The 19,301-nt window shown below is 58.3% G+C and carries 17 protein-coding genes; 6 read left to right on the top strand and 11 right to left on the bottom strand.

What is annotated here, in order from left to right; translation table 11 throughout:
• Window positions 1-61: 61 nt before the first annotated feature.
• Window positions 62-2,527 carry a cytochrome c biogenesis protein CcsA gene (gene ccsA, locus E0486_RS04700; RefSeq protein ID WP_131850984.1) on the bottom strand — a complete coding sequence of 822 codons (2,466 nt, stop codon included), beginning with the start codon at window positions 2,525-2,527 and terminating at the stop codon, window positions 62-64.
• A gap of 14 nt (window positions 2,528-2,541) precedes the next feature.
• Entirely contained in the window at window positions 2,542-2,970 is a 429-nt protein-coding gene (locus E0486_RS04695) for a cytochrome c maturation protein CcmE domain-containing protein (protein ID WP_131850983.1), read from the bottom strand.
• 343 nt (window positions 2,971-3,313) lie between these two features.
• Between E0486_RS04695 and E0486_RS04690 the strand changes: the two genes are divergently transcribed.
• From E0486_RS04690 to E0486_RS04670, 5 genes are all read left to right on the top strand, one after another.
• Window positions 3,314-4,360: an agmatinase family protein gene (locus E0486_RS04690; protein WP_131850982.1), complete on the top strand. Its 1,047-nt coding sequence runs from the start codon at window positions 3,314-3,316 to the stop codon at window positions 4,358-4,360.
• A gap of 135 nt (window positions 4,361-4,495) precedes the next feature.
• Window positions 4,496-5,113, top strand: coding sequence for a hypothetical protein (locus E0486_RS04685; protein WP_131850981.1), 618 nt, complete (start codon window positions 4,496-4,498; stop codon window positions 5,111-5,113).
• Window positions 5,103-6,401: a radical SAM family protein gene (locus tag E0486_RS04680; protein WP_131850980.1), complete on the top strand. Its 1,299-nt coding sequence runs from the start codon at window positions 5,103-5,105 to the stop codon at window positions 6,399-6,401. The genes E0486_RS04685 and E0486_RS04680 overlap by 11 nt, the downstream gene beginning before the upstream one ends.
• A gap of 589 nt (window positions 6,402-6,990) precedes the next feature.
• Window positions 6,991-7,839 carry a hypothetical protein gene (locus E0486_RS04675; protein ID WP_131850979.1) on the top strand — a complete coding sequence of 283 codons (849 nt, stop codon included), beginning with the start codon at window positions 6,991-6,993 and terminating at the stop codon, window positions 7,837-7,839.
• A 54-nt stretch (window positions 7,840-7,893) separates the two neighbouring features.
• The gene (locus E0486_RS04670; protein WP_131850978.1) at window positions 7,894-9,195 is read left to right on the top strand and encodes a bifunctional folylpolyglutamate synthase/dihydrofolate synthase; all 1,302 of its coding nucleotides are present in this window, start codon (window positions 7,894-7,896) and stop codon (window positions 9,193-9,195) included.
• Here E0486_RS04670 and E0486_RS04665 read toward each other — a convergent pair.
• The 5 genes from E0486_RS04665 to fbp form a co-directional block, all read right to left on the bottom strand.
• Window positions 9,192-9,740 carry an NUDIX hydrolase gene (locus tag E0486_RS04665; protein WP_131850977.1) on the bottom strand — a complete coding sequence of 183 codons (549 nt, stop codon included), beginning with the start codon at window positions 9,738-9,740 and terminating at the stop codon, window positions 9,192-9,194. The genes E0486_RS04670 and E0486_RS04665 overlap by 4 nt on opposite strands.
• A gap of 30 nt (window positions 9,741-9,770) precedes the next feature.
• Window positions 9,771-10,307, bottom strand: a complete 537-nt coding sequence (locus tag E0486_RS04660) for a YfiT family bacillithiol transferase (protein ID WP_131850976.1) — start codon at window positions 10,305-10,307, stop codon at window positions 9,771-9,773.
• 50 nt (window positions 10,308-10,357) lie between these two features.
• Window positions 10,358-10,792: a BamJ family beta-barrel-assembly machinery protein gene (bamJ, locus tag E0486_RS04655; RefSeq protein ID WP_131850975.1), complete on the bottom strand. Its 435-nt coding sequence runs from the start codon at window positions 10,790-10,792 to the stop codon at window positions 10,358-10,360.
• Between the two features lie 121 nt (window positions 10,793-10,913).
• The gene (locus tag E0486_RS04650) at window positions 10,914-11,669 is read right to left on the bottom strand and encodes an ABC transporter ATP-binding protein (RefSeq protein ID WP_131850974.1); all 756 of its coding nucleotides are present in this window, start codon (window positions 11,667-11,669) and stop codon (window positions 10,914-10,916) included.
• Window positions 11,670-11,861: 192 nt separating this feature from the next.
• Window positions 11,862-12,893: a class 1 fructose-bisphosphatase gene (fbp, locus tag E0486_RS04645; RefSeq protein ID WP_131850973.1), complete on the bottom strand. Its 1,032-nt coding sequence runs from the start codon at window positions 12,891-12,893 to the stop codon at window positions 11,862-11,864.
• Between the two features lie 131 nt (window positions 12,894-13,024).
• Here fbp and E0486_RS04640 point away from each other — a divergent pair, with 131 nt between their 5' ends.
• A complete protein-coding gene (locus E0486_RS04640; RefSeq protein WP_165917192.1) occupies window positions 13,025-14,053 on the top strand; it encodes a WD40/YVTN/BNR-like repeat-containing protein in 1,029 nt (342 codons plus the stop codon).
• Here E0486_RS04640 and E0486_RS04635 read toward each other — a convergent pair.
• The 4 genes from E0486_RS04635 to smc all read right to left on the bottom strand — a co-directional run bounded on the left by E0486_RS04635 (window position 14,050) and on the right by smc (window position 19,258).
• Window positions 14,050-14,562 carry a PH domain-containing protein gene (locus E0486_RS04635; protein WP_243697374.1) on the bottom strand — a complete coding sequence of 171 codons (513 nt, stop codon included), beginning with the start codon at window positions 14,560-14,562 and terminating at the stop codon, window positions 14,050-14,052. The genes E0486_RS04640 and E0486_RS04635 overlap by 4 nt on opposite strands.
• A gap of 17 nt (window positions 14,563-14,579) precedes the next feature.
• Window positions 14,580-15,167 carry a peroxiredoxin-like family protein gene (locus E0486_RS04630; RefSeq protein WP_131850971.1) on the bottom strand — a complete coding sequence of 196 codons (588 nt, stop codon included), beginning with the start codon at window positions 15,165-15,167 and terminating at the stop codon, window positions 14,580-14,582.
• A gap of 110 nt (window positions 15,168-15,277) precedes the next feature.
• Entirely contained in the window at window positions 15,278-15,607 is a 330-nt protein-coding gene (locus E0486_RS04625) for a DMT family protein (RefSeq protein ID WP_131850970.1), read from the bottom strand.
• Window positions 15,608-15,724: 117 nt separating this feature from the next.
• A complete protein-coding gene (smc, locus tag E0486_RS04620; protein ID WP_131850969.1) occupies window positions 15,725-19,258 on the bottom strand; it encodes a chromosome segregation protein SMC in 3,534 nt (1,177 codons plus the stop codon).
• Window positions 19,259-19,301 lie beyond the last annotated feature (43 nt).

Genomic DNA, 19,301 nt, shown 5'->3' with positions numbered 1-19,301 from the left:
CGAGCAGGTGCATTTGGGTAAATGAGACCATGAAACTACGCCATCCGCTGTTTTGGAAAACTTAAATTTTAAGGCCGGGAGTTCGGTTCAGCCGCACACGGCGCACGAGGCTCATACCAATGCCGGCGACCATTACCAGCGTGCCGAGCCAAACGAGGTTGATGAAAGGAAACTTGTATGCCTTGAGCGTGATATAGCGCAGCACCGCGTCGGATTCCTTGATGCCCAGCTCGTAGCCACCGCCCGACACGCGCTGCAACTGCACCACCAGCCCTTCCGCCGTAACGGTGTCAGCAACCGGGAACGGCTCGCCGGCTTTCGTCACCAGCAGCGGCTGAAGCGTGTAGATGGACGAGGTCTTTGCAAACACCTTCACCGTGGCTACCGAAGCGCTGTCGGTGGGTGCGAAGCCGGCCTGCGGGATGTGGTCGCGCGACTGCACGCCCTCGAGCACGAGGAAGCCCTTCGAGTACCAGGCGGTGTCGCCCGCTTTCAGGGTCTGCGGCTTGAAGGCGGCTGTATCTTCCACTGGCTTGCCGGGGTCGTTGGAAAGCGAGGTGATATAGGTGAATACGTCGTAGTTCCAGTAGTGCTTCGCATCGGGGTTCGCCATCAGGCCCGAGTTGCCCTTGTAGTTGACGAAGGCATTGGGCTTCAGGGTGAATCGCTCGCTCGAGTCTTTGCTGCTGAAGTCGAGGGCATAGAACCAGAGCGGCTTTTCGGGGTGCGCCGAATCGCGGCTGTAGGTGACCCAGTAGGCGCCCATATCGGTGGGCAGACCCTGCACGAGCGTCAGGTTTTCACCCGGCTTTTCCTTGGAGCCCTCACCCATCGGGACGAAGATCCCCGTGGTGTTGTGCGACAGCACTTCTTTCTTGGAAGAAGAAACGAGGATACCAACGAGCAGGATCCCGAAGCCCACGTGGGCCACGGAGCCGCCGGCTGCGCGGAGCTTACCGTTCATGCCGGTCCAGATAAAAGCAGCATTCGCTACGACGGCATAGAGGGCACAAATCACTGCTACCCAGATGGCGGCCATGAAGCCGGCTCCGTATACATCGTAGTTGATCTTTCCAAAACCGAGCACAAGCCCGGCCAGCACCAACGTGATGAGCGTAGGCCACAGCAGCTTGCGGAAGAGGAGCGCTTTCGGGGTGCTCTTGTAACGGAAATATTGCGTGATGGCGGTGAGCAGGCCCATGATGACGGCCACGAACACCTGGATCCGGTTGTAGGCAAAGGCGGAGTCCTCTCCCATTGCCAGCGGCTTGAACAGCTGCTTGTCGGTAAACAGGTTGCCGATCTTGTTGAGCACCGGCAGCGAAGTCATCACAATGATCGTGATGGCCGACAGCAGCAACACGAGCGACCCGATGAACATCCAGAACTCACGCGAGGAGGCTTCCTCTTCCTTGGCTACGTGCGGGATCTGCTTGTAGCGGCGGATAAACAGGAACAGCGAAGGGACCATAAAAACAGCCACGAGCGCACGCAGGTGCCACTTGGCGATGCCCTCGCCGGTAAAGGCGTGCACGGAGGTGTCCTGCAGGTCGCCGCTGCGGGTGAGGTAGGTAGAGTACAGGATGAGCAGGAAGGTCAGGATGAGAAAGAGGAAGGACGAGCGGAGCGCGTTGCCCGTATGCCGGAAGATGAGCAACGTGTGCACGCCGGCCACCAGCACCAGCCAGGGAACCAGCGAGGCATTTTCCACCGGGTCCCAGGCCCAGTAGCCGCCGAAGTTGAGCGATTCGTAGGCCCAGGCGGCACCCATCATGATGCCGGTGCCCAGCACCCCTGCCGAGAACAGCGCCCAGCTGAGGGCGGGCTTTGTCCAGGACTTGTACTCGCGGGTCCACAGGCCGGCGATGGCGTAGGCAAAGGGAATGAGTGTAGAGGCGAAGCCGAGGAACAGAACCGGCGGGTGGATTACCATCCAGTAGTTCTGCAGCAGCGGGTTGAGGTCGTTGCCGTCGGTGATCTTGCTGAGGTAGTCGGCGCTCGAAAAGATCGGCGCCTGCAGCTCGTTGCGCAGCAGCACAAAGGGGTTGGAGCCGATCTTCATTCCAAACAGGTGGATGCCGGCGATCATCGTGGCCAGCAGCACCTGCGCAAACGACACGACGGTCATCACGGGTGCTTCCCATTGGCGGCCTTTGCGCATCAGCACCAGGCCCAGCACACAATGCCAGAAGCTCCACAGGAGGAATGATCCTTCCTGGCCTTCCCAGAAACAGCTGAGCAAGTATTTCGGCTCCAGCGCGCGGCTGCTGTGCTGCCAGGCGTATTTGAATTCGAAAAGGTGGTTGGAAATGATGTAAAACAGGATGCCGAAGATGGCCAGCACGCTGAAGGCTTCAGCCGCGAAGAAGATCCGCGCCAGGCGGCGCCACTGGTCTCCTTCCGGCGTGCCGCGGCGACGCGCGGCGAAGAAATAGGTCACGGTGGCGGCCAGGGAGGCGACCAGGGAAAGGATCACGAAAAAGTGGCCGATGCGGCCCGGTAAGAGTTGCTCGCCGATATAGTCCATTCGTCAGGGGGTGCTTAGTAGGATGCCGGCGCTGCCTGCGAATTGCCCGGCAGGGATTTGGCGGCCTGGTTCATGTCGTCCTTGTATTTGGAGGGACACTTCATCTGCAGTTTCGTGCATTCAAAGTGGTCGCCGCGCATATACCCGTTGAGGTCGATGCCTTCGCTCCGCTCCATGTCGGTTGGTTTGGCGTTGCTGTACACCACGCGGGTGCGCTTGCCGTCCTGGTCCAGCGCGTAAAAGATGGTCTTGTTGGGATCCTTCACCATATCGTATTCAATCGGCGCGCTCTTGTCGAGCTTCACCTTGACCACCACGAATTTGTTGGTCTTTTGAGCCGCCGATGCGAAGGTTTCGTACGTCGTAAGGTCCTTGATAAAAAAGGACATGCCGACGATACCACCGATAACCAGGAGCAGGAGGATGATGTGGATCTTTTTCATGTTTGCCGGATAACGGCGCAAAGGTAGAAGAAATCTCCCGACAGCCGGGCCGGTCTATCCTGATTTTCCTCAATTGGGGCGCTTTAACAAGGTCTTAGGGAAGATGCTTCAGGTCTTACGGTTCTGAAGGTTCTTATGGTTCTGAAGGTTCGCGGTACAACTCAGGGGAAATCTATTCGCCGAAGGCCAGCAGCTCATCAACCATTAAAACCCTAAGAACCCTGAAAACCTTACAAACCCTCCCCGAAGTCTTTAACCGCACATTGGCACCATTCCGGCGATCGTTTTTTGCGGGCCCGCTAAACGGGCCTAACTTGCACCGCCCTTCACAACAGGCATTCATATGACCGATCTTTCCGCATTCGACCCGAACAGCGCCGGCAATCCGAACAACAACGTTTTCGGCCTGCCCTTTACCGAAGAGGAAGCGCGCCTCGTGATCCTCCCCGTACCCTGGGAGGTGACGGTATCTTTCGGCTCCGGCACCGCCCGGGCCGCCGAGCAGGTAATGAAGGCCTCGCTGCAGGTGGACCTCTTCGATCCCGATGTTCCGGATGGCTGGAAACAGGGTTTTTTCATGCGCGAAACCGACCGCAAGATCCTGATGAAGAGCGACTACCTGCGCAAGGAAGCCGAGCTCTACATCGACTACATCTCCAACGGCGAGATCGTGGGGCAGAACCAGTTCATGTGCAAGTCGCTCCGCGAGATCAACGAAGGCTCGTACTTCCTCAACAACTGGGTGCAGCAGCAAACGAAGGCCCTGCTCGATAAAGGCAAGCTGGTGGCCCTGCTCGGCGGCGACCACAGCACGCCGCTCGGCTTTTTCAAAGCCCTCGGCGAAACCCACGGCGATTATGGCATCCTGCAGATCGACGCCCACTGCGACCTGCGTGTGTCTTACGAAGACTTCGTGTATTCGCACGCCTCTATCATGTACAACACGCTCAACGAAGTTCCGCAGGTGGCCAAGCTCGTACAGGTGGGCATCCGCGACTACTCCGAAGGCGAATACAATTATATCCGGGAGAACAGCGGCCGTATCAAAACCTACTTCGACCGCGATATCCGTCACCGTCAATATGAAGGGGAAACCTGGAAGGCCATCTGCGAAGAGATCGTATCGCAGCTTCCCGACAAGGTGCACATTTCCTTCGATATTGACGGCCTCGACCCGAAGCTGTGTCCCAACACCGGCACACCGGTGCAGGGCGGCTTTGAAACGGAGCAGGTGTATTACCTGTTCAACAAGATCCGTGAGTCCGGCAAGAAGATCATCTCGTTCGATCTCAACGAGGTCAGCACGTCGGAGAACGCCTGGGACGCCAACGTGGGCGCCCGGGTGTTGTTCAAGCTTTGCAACCTGCTGGTGGCCGCAAACCCGCAGTAGGGAATGGGGTAATGGGATAATGGGGAAATGAAGAATGAGAAATGTTATCGGCCGCTATAACTATGACGGATGGTAGGTCCCTGATTAGTAGGTCCCTGTTACCAATTAACCAATTAACCAATAGACCAATAAACAATGTCCACGCAGTTCCATATCCCGGTTCGAATTGAATCGCTCGAAAAGCGCCGCCGCATGACCGGTGTGCTGCATATCGTGGCGGGCTTCTACCTCCTGGCAGCAACGGCCAGCTGGCTGCTGCAGCGCAATCTCCAGGGCGTTGCCGGGGCATTGCCCTTTGTGCTGGTGGGCCTCGCCGCCATTGTGTATGGCATCCGCCGCCGCAAGCTCGACCCGGCCGTTCGTTACAACAGCGCGCTCCGCGGCCTCGAAGCCGTGGCCATGGGCCTGCTCGCCCTCACCCAGGAAGGCATTGCCTCCTACGGCTTGTATGCCTGGACGGCCCTTTCGGTGATGCTGCTTTTTTCGGAGAAAGTGCTGTTCCAGCCCTCTGTGATCGAGCTGACCGAAGCCGGCGTTGGATTGCCCGGAAGCCCGAAGCCGCCCGTGCTGCCCTGGAACGAACTGGAAAATATCATCATCCGTGCCGACTTCCTGACGCTGTTCCGGCACGATAAGAAATACGTGCAGCTCGAAGTGACCCAGGCCCCGGACCCGCAGCAGCTGGCCGCAGCCGACGCCTTTGGCAAAGCGCAAATCCGTAAACAGTCAACAACCGCTCCCCATGTCGCTTAACGCATCACCCTATATCCTGTATTCCGACGGGAACGGCAACATCTTCGAAGACCTGTCGCTCTACGTAGTGGGCCGATCGGGCTGGGATGCCCTGCCGGTTCCCGAAGACGAATGGATCGAGCTGCCCGAAGGCGGCCAGCTATACGAGCTGCCCGGCCGCCGCGGTATCGGCATCGACGTGAATACGGGCGAGATGCGCCTTTGCGACAAGGGCTGGGCCGTGGCCGCTTTCGTGCCGCCTGCCCATACTTCTTTTTATATGGCGGCCTTTGAGACCGGCCCCGACGCCCCCACCCTGCCGCTTTTCAGCTACGTGGCCGTGGGCTGGCACAACGAAAAATTCTATGTTCCCGCCGTTCGCATCGAGCAGGACATCCGCCAGGAATGCAGCGGCTTCGACGACGGCAAGGTGCAACAGGGCGTGAGCGACCTCATCGCCGCCTACCCCCACAACCGCCTCGTGGCGCACCTCGCCAACAACTGCGCCCTAACCTATAATTGCCCCGCCGCCCGCAACTATTTCATGGGCCGCTGGGAGTGCCCCATCCCCTCTTCGCCGGCCTGCAACGCCAACTGCGTCGGATGTATCTCGTTCCAGCCCGAAGACGAGACCATCGTGTCGCCGCAGGACCGCCTCACCTTCAAGCCGACGGCGGAAGAGATCGTGGAATACACGGTGCCCCACCTCGAGTCGGCGCCGTTCCCGATCGTGAGCTTCGGACAAGGCTGCGAAGGCGAGCCGCTGCTGATGTGGGAAACGATCCGCGAGGCGATTGTAGAAATACGAAAGCACACGAAGCGCGGCTCCATCAACATCAACACCAACGGTTCCAAGCCGGCGGCGGTACGCGCGCTCTGCGAGGTGGGCCTCGACTCCATCCGCGTCAGCACCAACTCGGCCCGCCGCGAGATCTATATGCCCTATTACCGGCCCAACAACTACGACTTCAACGACATCGTGGAAAGCCTGAAAGTAGTGACCGAATTCGGCGGCTGGACCTCCATCAACTACTTCGTGTTTCCCGGTATGACCGACTCCGTCGCGGAATATGAAGCGCTGCGGAAGCTCATTCGTGAAACGGGGCTGAAAATGATCCAGTGGCGCTCTTTCAACATCGACCCGGACTGGTACCTGGGCAAGATCGGTGCCGGCGAAACGGGCGAGTGTATGGGTATGAAGCAATTGCTGGAGCTGCTGCAGGAAGAATTCCCGCACCTCAAATACGGCTACTTCAACCCGCCGATGGAGCGGATCCAGGGCGACTACCTGCAGGATTTCGCGCACTAGGCTCCCGCCGGGAAGTCCGGTCGGTGGCCGCGAAGGCAAATGCCCCCCGGCCAAGACTGGTTTCGGTCCGTCCAAGACGGGTATCCCGCCTCGAATGTTGCCCCCCCCCGTTTGGAACGTTGCGGGCCCCCGTTCCATGTTGGAATCGTCATTTTGAACGTTGGAAACGGCGATTTGAATGGTACACCCCCCTCCCTGGCCATGCGCTGTTGCGATTGGAACGTTCCAATCGCGGTCTTTGCGGTTCGGTTCGTCATTCCCGGTGTTGAAAAAGTCGGCTGGAAGGTTGCACGCCCCCTTTCCAACGTTGAAATTCCCGTTCCGAATGTTGGAACCGGCGCTTTCAATGTTGCCTCCCCCCCATCGAACGTTACTACCCCCCTGAACGATACGATCCCCCCGGCGTTTTCCATAATTGCGGCTTTCTACTGCATCAACCTTTAAAACCTCCAAAACCTCCAAATCCTTTCAAAACCTTCCCCCGCCTGTTGCCTTACTGTTAAAGCTTCCCCGCCTTTCCGGCAGCCGAAGGCAATTTCCCTAACTTTTCCACCGTTACTCAGTCAAAAGCGGGAAGCAATACTTTTGTATGGCCAATTATAGCACCATGACGACCACCTGGGATCAGCAACGCAAGCGGCAGGCTTTGATTATTACCGGCGCCACGGGCGCGGCCCTGCTGCTGCTGTTCATACTGCTGAAATGGCCGATCCCCACCGTGCCGCCGCCCGTAGCCGAGCAAACCATCGAGATCGACCTCGGTGACGTGAACCTCGGAAACAGCGATGTGGGCTCCGGTAAGGACCAGCCCCAGGTGCCCGGCGCCCCCGCGCCCGGCCCCACGTCGTCCGTGCCCACACCGGCATCGTCGTCGCCCTCATCATCGTCTTCCACCAGCGACGCCCGCACCGTGGAGACCGACGACCATTCCGACGGCCCCGCGATCCGCAACCCGGTCACGCCGAACCCGAAGGGTACCACCGTTAATTCCGATAACAACGCGGTAAAGCCTTCCAACAATCCGCCCGCCCCGCCGGCCCCGAAACCCAAGGCGGTGTTTGGTGGCATCCGCACGCCCAACGGCACCGGGCCCGGCGGGAATGGCGCCGACTCCTACAAGCCCGGTACGGGCGAAGGCCCCGGCAACGGCCCCGGCGACGCGGGCGCTCCCGGCGGCAATCCCAAAGGCACCGTGCACCGCAACGACCGCGAGGTGGTGCGTGAATATTATTTCCAGAGCGACCTGCCCCCGGCCACCGTCAAAGCCGAACTGCATATCGACCCGAGTGGAAAAGCATCGCTGCGCCGGATCGTCAACGGCTCGATGAGCAAGTATAAAAACGCCATCCAGCAGTACCTGCCGGTGATGAACTTCAACAAGAGCGACCACGAGTCGGTGATCGTGTACACCTTCAACTTCCGCACTTCGGGCGGGTAGAGAAAGAGCCCGGATTATTATGATTTCTTAAGTTTTGCGCGGACTTTTGCGTTGATGACTTACGCGGAAACGATCGATTTTTTATACCGTCAGCTTCCCATGTTCACCCGCGACGGGGCCTCGGCCTTCAAGAAGGGGCTGGACAATATCCGCGCGCTCTGCGCAGCCCTGGGCGACCCGCAAACAAAGTTCCGCACCATCCACGTGGCCGGCACCAACGGTAAGGGCTCCGTGAGCCATATGCTCGCCGCTGTGCTGCAGCAGGCCGGCTACCAAACAGGGTTGTACACCTCCCCGCATTTATACGATTTCCGCGAGCGCATCCGGATCAACGGGGAAAAGACTACGGAAGCGTTTGTAGTAGCTTTCACGGAGCGCATCCGCCCGATCATGGAAACAGTGCAGCCTTCGTTTTTCGAGATCACGGTAGCGATGGCCTTCGCGTATTTCGCGGAGCAGCGTGTAGACGTAGCCGTTATCGAAGTGGGATTGGGCGGGCGTCTCGACAGCACCAACATCATCCTGCCCGACCTGTCGGTGATCACCAATATCGGCTGGGATCATATGAACCTGCTGGGCGACACCCTCGAGTCGATCGCCGCTGAAAAGTCGGGCATCATCAAACCAGGTGTGCCCGTGGTGATCGGGCAGTGGCAGGGCGCACCATCTGAAGTGTTGAAAAAGCGCGCGGAGGAAATGGGGGCACCCTGTACTGTGGCCGGGCACCGCTGGGGCGTCCGCAGCCTGTCCGTTGCCGCACAGAGCCGCAGCGTGGAGCTTTACGACCGCTACGGTCCGTTTTCGATAGAATTGGAACTGGACCTGCCCGGCACCTACCAGGAAGACAATGCGCGGACGGCCTGGACTGCCTTGCTGCAATTGCGGGAGGCCGATTACGCGATCCCCGAAGCGGCGATCCGCGCGGGCTTGCGCCAGGTGCGCGCGCTGACGGGGCTGATGGGCCGCTGGGAGGTACTGCGCGAGACGCCGCTGCTGGTGCTCGATGTGGCCCACAATAAAGACGGTCTCGCCCAGTTGCGCCGGCAGTTGCGGGAGGCGAAGTACGGCCTGCTGCACCTGGTATTCGGAATGGTGCGCGACAAGGATGCGGAGAGCATCCTGCCCCTGCTTCCGGCCGCTGATGCGTATTATTTCACGCAGGCCCACATTCTCCGCGCGCTGCCGGTAGGCGAGCTGGCGGAAGCCGCCGCGCAGGCCGGGCTTACGGGGGCGGTTTATGAACACGTAAACGATGCAGTGGCCGCGGCGCTCGACCGGGCCGCTCCCAAGGACCTGGTGCTGGTCTGCGGCAGCATATTCGTGGTGGCGGAAGTGGACCGCGAGCGGTTTGCTTAAAGGTTCAGCTCGCCCAATTCCATCAGCGCGTAAAAGATGCAGTTGACGTGCAGGCTTTGCATCATCCTGTTTTCCCGCACTATCGCTTTTACTTCATCGATGCTGAGTTCCAGCACTTCGATCTCCTCGGATTCATCCAGCTTTTGCGCGGAGGTGCGGCTGCCGCCGGTGGCCAGGAAAAAGTGGGTGAAGTTGTTCGTCGTGGAGGCATTGGCGGACACCTTGCCGAGGCACTTCCAGCTTTCGAAAGTGTAACCCGTTTCCTCCTCTACCTCGCGCCGGCAGGCCGCTTCCATCGACTCGCCGTGCTCCGACACGCCGCCCGGAAGCTCGGTCTCGATACTGTCGATGCCGTGGCGGTATTGCCGCACAAGCAGCACCTTGCCTTCCTTGGTCAATGCAAAGGCATTGACCCAATCGGAGTATTCGTTTACGTAAAACGCCGGGATCACCGTCCCGTTGTCCATCCGGCATTTATCCTCGCGGATGGTGAGCCATTCTTTCCGATGCAGGTATTTCGATTCGAGGATCGTCCATTTTTCCATAGTGCTTTCTCAACTACAAACCATAAACTGTTACCAACCGCTTCGCTCCCGCAAGCCCGTGATATGCGCCGCATGGTGGCGGCAGTGCCAGGCGTAAAGTCCGAGCAGGAACCAGAGCGTCATCTGTCGCTTGTGTTCCGGGTGGAATACCGTGCGTTCCTCCCAGGCGCTGTCGGGGATGGATTTCAGGAATACTGTCCACCGCTGGTGCAGGGCGTATAAAAGGGTCACCGAGATATTCACGGGCAACTCCCGAACATCGGCGAGCTCGGCCCACTGCTTTTCTTCGTAGGGCTTGATTACCGGGTTTTCCTCGGTCATCCCCAGCTTGAAGCGGATGTACGCATTCATGTGGCTGTCGGCCAGGTGGTGCACCAGCTGGTGCACCGTCCAGCCGCCGGGCCGGTATGGGCTGTGCAGCTGGTCTTCGCCCAGGTTCAGCAGTGCGTTCTCCACGGTGTTCGGGAGAAACTTGATGTCGGCGATCCACTCCTGCTTCTGGTCTTCGGAGAAAGGCTTCGGCTCGTATTTCCCGATGGGGTAACGGAGGTCGGAGGCAGCGTCCATTTTGATCGGTTTATAATGGATTATTGGGTCCTGGCTAATGACTCCGTTGCTCAGCGCAGGATCTGCAGCAGCTCCACATCGAATTCCAGCGTTGCGCCGCCAGGGATTCCGGGAACGCCATTGTCGCCATAGGCAAGGTTGGAAGGGATCCAGAGGCGCCATTTGCTGCCTTCAGGCATCAGGGGCAGCACTTCCTGCCAGCCTTTGATCAGTTGCGTCAGGCGGGCCGTAAACGGCTGGTTGCGGCGGTAGGAAGAGTCGAATTCCTTGCCGTCGAGCAGGCGTCCGGCGTAATGGGCCTTGATCTCGCTGTTGGCTGCGGGCTTGTTGCCGCTGCCTTCCTGCAACACCTGGTACTGGATGCCGGAGGGTAGCTCGGTGATGCCTTCCTTCTTCTTGTTCTCTTCCAGGAAGGTGGCACCTGCCTGCTTCTGTTCGTTGATCTTGTCTTGCTTGGCGCCTTGCAGGCGATCGAATAAGCTCACGGTAAAAGGGTTAAAAGGTTAATTCGTCTATTGGTTTATTAGTTGATTGGTAAGTGCTGAACCTACCGACAACGTATCCTAAAAAATGTTCTGATTAATTCCTCATTATTGATCCTGCGCTCTACTCGCGTAGGGAATGGCCGGTAAGATGAATGAATACGTCTTCGAGGTTGGCGAGCTTCACCTGTTTTTCGCGTTCGAAGCCGGTGGCTACGAGCTGGTCGATGAGCGCGTCGGGCGAGGCCAGGGCTGCGATCTTGCCGGCTTCCATGATGGCCACGCGGTCGCACAGGTACTCGGCTTCGTCCATATAGTGGGTGGTGATGATCACCGTGGTGCCGCGCTCACGGATGCCTTTCACAAGGTCCCAGAGATTGCGGCGGGCCTGCGGGTCGAGGCCCGTGGTGGGCTCGTCGAGGAAGATGATCTTCGGGTCGTTGATCAGTGTGGTAGCGATCGAAAAGCGTTGCTTTTGTCCGCCGCTGAGCTCCTTGAATTTCGCCTTTGCCTTGTCGCGCAGCTGCACCTGGCCCAGCAGTTCCATGGGGCTGACATCGCGGTTATACAAACCGGCAAACAGCTCGACCAGCTGCACCAGGTTGAGGTTGGGATAAAATCCGCTCGTTTGCAATTGCACGCCGATGATCTTCTTGATCTCGTTGGGGTCGCGATCGAGGTCGAAGCCGCTCACCGTGACGGTTCCCGAGGTCTTCTCGCGCAGCGTTTCAATGATCTCCAGCGTCGTGCTCTTCCCCGCGCCGTTGGGCCCGAGCAGCCCGAAGATTTCGCCTTCCTGCACGTCGAAGCTGAGGCCTTTTACTGCCTGGAAAGAACCGTAGTTCTTCACGAGGTTGCGCACTTCGATGATGTGGTTCATGGAGGTAAAGGTAGAAAAGGGGAAGAAGCGATTGGAACCGCGAAGAAAAAAAGAAAATCCGCCTGCGCTAAAGCTTCGGCGGACGGGAAAATGACGGGTTACGAACAGCCCCGCCACTGGCGGGGCTGTTCCTGTATCTCTTCGCGAAACGCTTATTCGCTATTTTTCTCAGCGGTTACGAGCCTTATCAGCTTAGCCAACTTTCTCTTGCGAGGGCTCCAGGCACTCGTCCAGCTCGGCCATCATACCCTTGCTGCCCACAAAAAAGGGCGAGCGCTGGTGCAGCTCGGTGGGAACGACGTCGAGGATGCGTTGCTTGCCATTGGTAGCCTTGCCGCCGGCCACTTCGGTGATAAAGGCGAAAGGATTGCACTCATACAGCAGGCGCAGCTTGCCTTTGGGCTTATCGGTGGTGCCGGGGTACATAAAGATGCCGCCCTTGATCAGGTTGCGGTGCACGTCGGCCACCATCGACCCGATGTAGCGCTGGGTATAGGGACCGCCGCTGTCTTTCGTTTTATTCTGGCATAGGTTGATGTATTTGCGCACGCACTCGTCGTACTGGAAGAAGTTTCCATGGTTCACCGAGTAGATCTTGCCCAGCTCGGGGCACTTGATGTCGGGGTGACTGAGGCAGAACTCTCCGATCGAAGGATCGAGCGTGAAGCCGTTCACACCGCGGCGCGTGGCGTACACCAGCATTGTGGAAGATCCGTAAACTACGTAGCCGGCCGCCACCTGCTTGGCCCCGGGCTGCAGGAAGTCTTCGAGCACCACGGGCGTTCCTTTCGGCGAAAGGCGCTTGTAAATGCTGAAGATGGTACCGATCGACACGTTGACATCGATATTGCCCGAGCCGTCGAGCGGGTCGAACAGGCAAACATACTTGGAGTTCATGCTCACTTCGTCTTCGAAGGCCACGAAGTCGTCGAGCTCCTCGGAGGCAAAGCCGGCGCAGGAAACACCGCGCTGGAGCACGCCCCAGAACTGGTTGTTGGCATAGATGTCCAGCTTCTTTACTTCCTCGCCCTGAACGTTGGTGGTACCGTAGTCGCCGAGAATGTCTACAAGACCGGCTTTGTTCACTTCCACATTAACGCGCTTGGCCGCCAGGCCGATGTCGCGGAGCAGGGTCGACAGCTCGCCTGTGGCGTTGGGCAAGGTGCGGATCGATTGGAGCGTGAATTCGTCGAGCGTGAGAATATTCCGGTTCACAGGAGCCATACGTAAGCTGTTTGGGTTCGCGGCAAATGTACGGGCTCCGGGCTTAGCAGCCGCGCCCGTGCAATATGTACTCCGTACACCAAAGCCGCGGGTGGCGCGGTTTCCGTATCTTGGCGCACAACAAGAACCGTATGAAAAAACTGTTGCTGGCCCTGCTTCTCGGTGCCGTTTTCACCGCCGCCCACGCCCAAAGAAAGGAACCTTCCGTGGAGGTGTTGTCGAAGGGCACCAGGACGAGCCTGCGCGGCCTGAGCGTGGTAGACGACAACGTGGCCTGGGTGAGCGGCTCCGGCGGCACCATCGGCCGCAGCACCGACGGCGGCGCCACCTGGAAGTGGACCGTGGTGAAAGGATTCGAGAAGCGCGACTTCCGCGACATCGAGGCGTTCAGCCCCACGAAAGCGATCATCATCGCAGTGGATTCACCGGCTTACATCCTCAAGACCATCGACGGGGGAGAAACCTGGAAGCAGGTATACGCGAACCACACGCCAGGGATGTTTCTCGATGCAATGGAGTTCTGGAACGAGCAGGCCGGCATCGTGGTGGGCGATCCCATCGGTGGGCGCCTCTTCATCCTGCGCACGTTCGACGAAGGCGAAACCTGGCAGGAAGTGCCTTTCGACCACCGCCCGGCAGTAGACAGCGGCGAAGCGATGTTCGCTTCTTCCGGTACCAACGTTCGTGTGCTCGATCGCGATGAGGCCGTGCTCATTACCGGCGGGCGCCGCTCGCGCGCGTTGGTGCGCCATGAAGCTATTGTATTACCACTGGTGCAGGGGCTGGAAAGCACAGGTGCCAATTCCATTGCCGTGCAGGACTTTCGTACCCGTAAGGGCGGAAAGCATATGATCGTGGTGGGCGGTGACTTTACGAAGGCCGCGCAGGATTCGCTCAACTGTTTTTACAGCAACAACCGTGGCCGCAGTTGGGTGGCGCCGGATGTGCCGCCGCATGGTTACCGCAGTTGTGTTGAATACCTGTCGAAGAAGAGCGCCGTCGCCTGCGGCCTCAATGGTGTTGATATTTCCTATGACGGCGGCCGCAGCTGGACCTGGATCTCGAAGGAAGGTTTCCAAGTGTGCCGGAAAGCGAAGAAGGGAACAGCCTTGTTCTTTGCCGGAGGAAATGGAAAGGTGGGCAAGCTGAAGGTACATTAACGCGACACAAGGCCGTGTCGGGCCTGTATCGCCTCCAGGAACCCGTCGCAGTCATCGGGGCTGATCACGATCTTATTACCGTTCTTCATCCGTAGTAATACAGTCCGGTCGCGGCGGGTGAGGTACCAGGTCATCGCACCAAGCTTCCGGTTGGCGAAGCGGCCGTAATATCCGAAAACGCCACCGATCCCGAAGATGCGCAGCGACCAGCTCAGGTCCTCACGATCCAGGGCTTCTGCCTTCTGAATGTCCGAAAACAGGATGGTTTTCGTCCGCCACGGGCGATGGATCAAAAGTGCATTTTCGGTCAACGTCAGCGCGGTTACGCGGAAGCCCAGGCAAATGACGATGATCGAAAAAAGGAGCGAGATCGTAATGGCAATTGGCAGCCCTTGCCTGGGAAACTCCACTGCCAGGTGTACCTGCACGGTCAATACAAGCGCAAACAGCGCAAATACGAAAATGGTCACGGCGCGGGCGCTGCGGTCCATGCTGCTGTTGAAACGCATAGCGGTATCGATACGATTTATTGGACCTGTTTCAGCAATTCCGCTACACTCGGGCGCTGCCGGAAATTCTCATTGAAATACCGGTAGGTAATGGTGCCGTCGCGATTGACGATGTACACGGCCGGCACGGGCAGCCAGGCGGTCTCTTTCTGGTTGTTGGTTTTCAGCAGGTCGATGTCGCCGGCCTTCATCCGGCTGATCGTCCGGGCATCCACCTGGTAGGCGACGGCGTAGGCCTTGGCCAGCTTGGCATCCGCGTCATAAAGGATCGGGAAGCTTGCCCCCGTTTTCTTCACAGTCTCCTGAACACCTTCCGGCGCTTCGGGCGTAATGGCCACCACCTGTGCCGATTTTTCCGTTAGTAGCTGCAGCGAATCCTGCAGCCCCTTGAGCTCCTTATTGCAATAGGGGCACCAGTTGCCGCGGTAAAACACGATCAGCACCGGTCCTTTTTTACGCAGGTCCTTCAGGCTGACGGATTTCCCATTCTGGTCTTTCAGGTTGAATTCAGGCGCCTTGGAGTTGATGAACAAGCCTTCGGGCTTGTCTTGTGCCGACACGGCGAGGCTCAGCGCGGTGAACAGGGTCAGGAAGAGGGCTTTCATAGCGTCAAATTTAAGCGGCTTCGCGAAATAGACTGCCGCCCTTAACAAAGCGTTGCATCCTCCTACTGGGCATAGGGTGACCGGGCAACCCGATGTCAGCCCGCGTGCACTTACTTCTGAAACATGAACCAGGCGGCACCCAGCAGGCAGCCGAAGGAAGCGATGTAGCGCCAGTGGAAGGGTTGCTTCATTACGAAAACGGCGAAGAGGCAAAAGATCACGAGCGTGATCACTTCCTGGATCATTTTCAGCTGAAACAGGTTGATCCCCTCTCCCGCTCCTGCCCTGTTCGCTGGCACGGTGAGGCAGTATTCGAAAAAAGCGATCCCCCAGCTGATCAGGATCGCCTTCCACAACGCCATACCCCTGTCTTTGAGGTGGTAGTACCACGCGAAAGTCATGAAGATGTTCGAGAAGACCAGGAGAATGATGGTGCGCATGCCGCGAAATTATTGCTTCACCACTTTCCATGCAGCACCCTTCTTCCGGGCTAAAATGAAACAGGGCCCTTTCTAAGGACCCTGCTTAAGAGTTTGGGGAAAGAATAGACAGCCTTTTTAGTTGGTTGCCGTTGCGAGGTTGCGGAAGTCCACCGGAACGAGCTTGCTCACGCCCGGCTCCTGCATCGTAACGCCATAGATCACATCTACCGTGCTCATGGTGGTCTTGTTATGGGTAACGATGATGAACTGCGAGTTGTTGGAGAATTCGCGGATCATGTTGGTGAACTTGCCCACGTTGGCATCGTCGAGCGGGGCGTCCACCTCATCGAGGATACAGAACGGTGCCGGTTTGATGAGGTAGATAGCGAAGAGCAACGCGGTGGCCGTCAGCGTTCGTTCACCTCCCGACAGCTGGCCGATGGAACTGGGCCGCTTGCCCTTCGGCTTGGCCATGATGTCAATGCCGGTTTCCGCCAGGTTGTCCGGGTTTTCCAGGATAAGGTCGCACTGGTCGTCTTCGGTAAAGAGCGTTTTAAACACACGGATAAAGTGCTCGCGCACGGTAGTGAAGGTTTCGAGAAACTTCTGGTTGGCCGTCGTTTCCACCTCGGCGATGGTTTGCAACAGGCTTTCCTTGGCGCTCACGAGGTCGTCTTTCTGCTCCACGATAAAATCGTAGCGTTTCTTCATTTCGTCGAAGGCCTCGATAGCCGTTGGATTTACTTCCCCCAGGTTTTCCAGGCGCTTCTTCATGCGCTCGGCTTTTTCCTGCAATTCTTCAGCGGGCACCTCGCCTTTGCGCGGCTCGTCGATAATGTCTTCAATATTGATGCGGAACTCCACGTTGAGGCGTTCCTTCATACCGGCGAGCTGCAGCTTCACGTCGGTCAGCTTGTCGCGCATGCTGTTCAGCAGTTGCTCCACCTGCTCCTTTTCCTTTGTCAGGCCGCGCAGCTCGCTTTCTTTGGCGGAGAGCTGATTGCGGATGTTGTAATAGGCCTGGTCCCGCTCGTTGAGTGTCTGCTCCTCCGTCTCCCGGCGGCGCATCAGCTCGTACAGGCTTTCTTCCGTGTCCTTCAGGCTGCTTTCGAGCTGCTCCAGCTGCTCGCTGGTTTCGCCGAGTTGCTTCGTGCTGTTCTGCACTTGCGTGTGCAGGTCCTGCAGCTGGTTGCTCTTGAAGGTAAGCTCCTGCTTCAGCGCCGAGATCTTGCTTTGCTGGCGCGTCAGGTTCAGGTTGGCGTTGTTGTACTGGGTATTGACGTTGTTGTATTCGTTCTCGATGTCGCGGTAAGCGGTCTCGGCTTCCTGGAGCTGGTTGGCGTAGTCGGCGATGTGCTCGTTGAGCTGCGTCAGCTCCAGGCGCACGCCGTCCACCGACTGGTGCGTAGTATCCAGCTGGCCCTGCAGGTCTTCGAGGCGCACGCGGCTCTGGGCCTGGGCGTGCTGCGTGTTCTCGAGGCGGTTCTGCACGGCGAAAGCGCCATTGGTCAGCTGCTGGATCTCGCGCTCCGTTTCGCGGATCGCGTTCTCGCGCAGGTCGGCGTTGAAGGCCACCACTTCATTCTGGCGGGCCTGGATCTGCGTGCGCAGTTCGTCCACGACCACCTGCTGCTTTACGATGTCCTTGGCCAGTTTCTCCAGGTTCTTGGCACGTCCGATCTTTTTGCCTTCAAACAGCCCTACGGAGCCGCCGGTAAGGGTGTATTTGCCTTTAACGTACTTGCCGGTTTTTTCGAGGATCACCGAGCCGTTGCTGTGCTCCAGCGCCGATTCATCGGAAGCAATGAACACGTTGCCCAGCAGGTGACCGGCGAGGGCGCGGTATTGCGGGTCCACCTCGATCACGTCCATGGCCGGAATGGTGCCGCCGGGCGCCGCGTGGCTGCCGTTGCTGCTTTCATTTACACGGTCGAGCAGGAAGAAGTTGGCTTTGCCCTTCTTGTTTTCGTCGAGCAGGTGCACCGCCTGCAGGCCTTCCTGCAGGTCGTTCACCACGTAATAGTTCAGGTAAGGCTCCAGCACATTCTCCACGGCGGCCCGGTATTCTTCCTTCACGTAAATGATATCGGAAAGGATGGGCGCGCTGTGGTTCCAGTTCGGGTTCTTGTGCAGGAACTTGATGCTTTCCGGGTAGCCTTCCATTGAATCGATGAGGCTCTTTAGGAGCGCGTGCTCGTTCTTTTTTGAATCGAGGATCCGCTGCTCGTCGGCGAGCTGCCCGCGCAGGCCTTCGAGCACCTGCTGGGTTTTGAGGATCTGCTCCTTCGTATTGTTATGGTGCTGCTGCAGCTGCTCGAGGTCCACCTTGCGCTGGTCGAGCTCCTGCTGACGTTTTTCTTTTTCTACCTCCAGGCCGGCGATCTGCTCCTCCCGCTGCGCGCGCTCCTCTTCCAGCTGGTAGATGGCGCGCTGCAGGTTCTGGATCGAAGTATCGGCGATGGCTACTTTTTTCTCGGCGTCGAACTGCGAGCGCTGTACCTGCTGGTAAGCAGTGCGCAGGCTATTGAGGGCGTTCCGCTTTTCGTCGAGAATACCGCGGCTGGCGTCCACGCTGGAGCGGAACGATTCGAGCTGCTCGGTCAGGCCTTGCAGGGCTTCCTCTTCGTCGCCGATCTGTTGCGTGGTGAACTGGATGCTTTCCTCGATTCCCGAGATCTGCCCGCCGGCGCGTTGCAGGAAGTCCTGCAGGCCGGTTGCCCGCTCGCGCAGGTATTCGAGGCGCTGGCTGGACAGGTTTTTTTCGTTCTCCTTCGTGCGTACCTGCTGCACGAGCTCGTTGAATTCCTGCTGCAGGGCGTGGAGTTCGCGCTCGCGTTCGATGAAGTCCACGCGTTCCTGCTCCAGGCCGGCTTCGCGGGTGGCGATCTCGGCTTCGAGGGCAATGCGCTTGTCGGTTTCGGCGTCGTGCTTTTCGTTGAGGTCGCGGAAGGCCAGGTTGAAGCCTTCGAGGGCGGCCTTGGCCAGCTCCACGGAGATTTCGCGGTAGTCTTTCTTGATCTCGTAGTATTTCTCGGCCTTTTTCGCCTGGTTTTCCAGCGACTTCAGCTGGTTGTTGATTTCGAACAGGAGGTCTTCGATGCGGTTCAGGTCCTGCTCGGTAGCGTCCAGCTTCGATTTGGCTTCCTTCTTACGGGTTTTGTAGATGGAAATACCGGCAGCCTGCTCCAGCATACGCCGGCGCGAATTGTCTTTGTCCTTGATAAGATCGTCCACCATACCCAGCTCGATGATGGCATATGAGTCGGTGGAAACGCCCGTATCCATAAAGAGGTTCTGGATATCCTTCAGTCGGCACTGTACGTCATTAAGGCGGTATTCGGAATCGCCGTTCTTGTAGAATTTCCGCGTGATGGTCACCGTGTTGAACTCGGTGGGCAGGAGGTTCTTCGTGTTTTCGAAGGTGAGGCTGACCTCGGCGAGGCCGGAGGCGGAGCGCGTCTTGGAGCCGTTGAACACGAGGGCCTCCAGGTTTTCGGAGCGAAGATGCGAGATCTTCTGCTCGCCGATCACCCAGCGGATCGAGTCCACGATATTGCTTTTGCCGCAGCCGTTGGGCCCGACAATGCCGGTGATGTTTTCGTCGAAGTTGACAATGGTCTTATCCGCGAAGGATTTAAAACCTTTGATTTCCAGGGATTTTAGTCGCACTCTTCAGCTTATTAGGTCGACAAATATAACGTAATGGGGCCAA

It is taken from the genome of Flaviaesturariibacter aridisoli, assembly GCF_004343705.1.
GTDB classification, from domain to species: domain Bacteria; phylum Bacteroidota; class Bacteroidia; order Chitinophagales; family Chitinophagaceae; genus Flavisolibacter; species Flavisolibacter aridisoli.
This window is presented reverse-complemented; position numbering and strand designations above follow the sequence as displayed.

What these genes read in the sequence shown, in the direction of transcription:
- ccsA (WP_131850984.1), bottom strand. Translation starts at nt 2,527, where the DNA reads ATGGACTATATCGGCGAGCAACTCTTACCGGGCCGCATCGGCCACTTT.
- E0486_RS04695 (WP_131850983.1), bottom strand. Translation starts at nt 2,970, where the DNA reads ATGAAAAAGATCCACATCATCCTCCTGCTCCTGGTTATCGGTGGTATC.
- E0486_RS04690 (WP_131850982.1), top strand. Translation starts at nt 3,314, where the DNA reads ATGACCGATCTTTCCGCATTCGACCCGAACAGCGCCGGCAATCCGAAC.
- E0486_RS04685 (WP_131850981.1), top strand. Translation starts at nt 4,496, where the DNA reads ATGTCCACGCAGTTCCATATCCCGGTTCGAATTGAATCGCTCGAAAAG.
- E0486_RS04680 (WP_131850980.1), top strand. Translation starts at nt 5,103, where the DNA reads ATGTCGCTTAACGCATCACCCTATATCCTGTATTCCGACGGGAACGGC.
- E0486_RS04675 (WP_131850979.1), top strand. Translation starts at nt 6,991, where the DNA reads ATGGCCAATTATAGCACCATGACGACCACCTGGGATCAGCAACGCAAG.
- E0486_RS04670 (WP_131850978.1), top strand. Translation starts at nt 7,894, where the DNA reads ATGACTTACGCGGAAACGATCGATTTTTTATACCGTCAGCTTCCCATG.
- E0486_RS04665 (WP_131850977.1), bottom strand. Translation starts at nt 9,740, where the DNA reads ATGGAAAAATGGACGATCCTCGAATCGAAATACCTGCATCGGAAAGAA.
- E0486_RS04660 (WP_131850976.1), bottom strand. Translation starts at nt 10,307, where the DNA reads ATGGACGCTGCCTCCGACCTCCGTTACCCCATCGGGAAATACGAGCCG.
- E0486_RS04650 (WP_131850974.1), bottom strand. Translation starts at nt 11,669, where the DNA reads ATGAACCACATCATCGAAGTGCGCAACCTCGTGAAGAACTACGGTTCT.
- fbp (WP_131850973.1), bottom strand. Translation starts at nt 12,893, where the DNA reads ATGGCTCCTGTGAACCGGAATATTCTCACGCTCGACGAATTCACGCTC.
- E0486_RS04640 (WP_165917192.1), top strand. Translation starts at nt 13,025, where the DNA reads ATGAAAAAACTGTTGCTGGCCCTGCTTCTCGGTGCCGTTTTCACCGCC.
- E0486_RS04635 (WP_243697374.1), bottom strand. Translation starts at nt 14,562, where the DNA reads ATGCGTTTCAACAGCAGCATGGACCGCAGCGCCCGCGCCGTGACCATT.
- E0486_RS04630 (WP_131850971.1), bottom strand. Translation starts at nt 15,167, where the DNA reads ATGAAAGCCCTCTTCCTGACCCTGTTCACCGCGCTGAGCCTCGCCGTG.
- E0486_RS04625 (WP_131850970.1), bottom strand. Translation starts at nt 15,607, where the DNA reads ATGCGCACCATCATTCTCCTGGTCTTCTCGAACATCTTCATGACTTTC.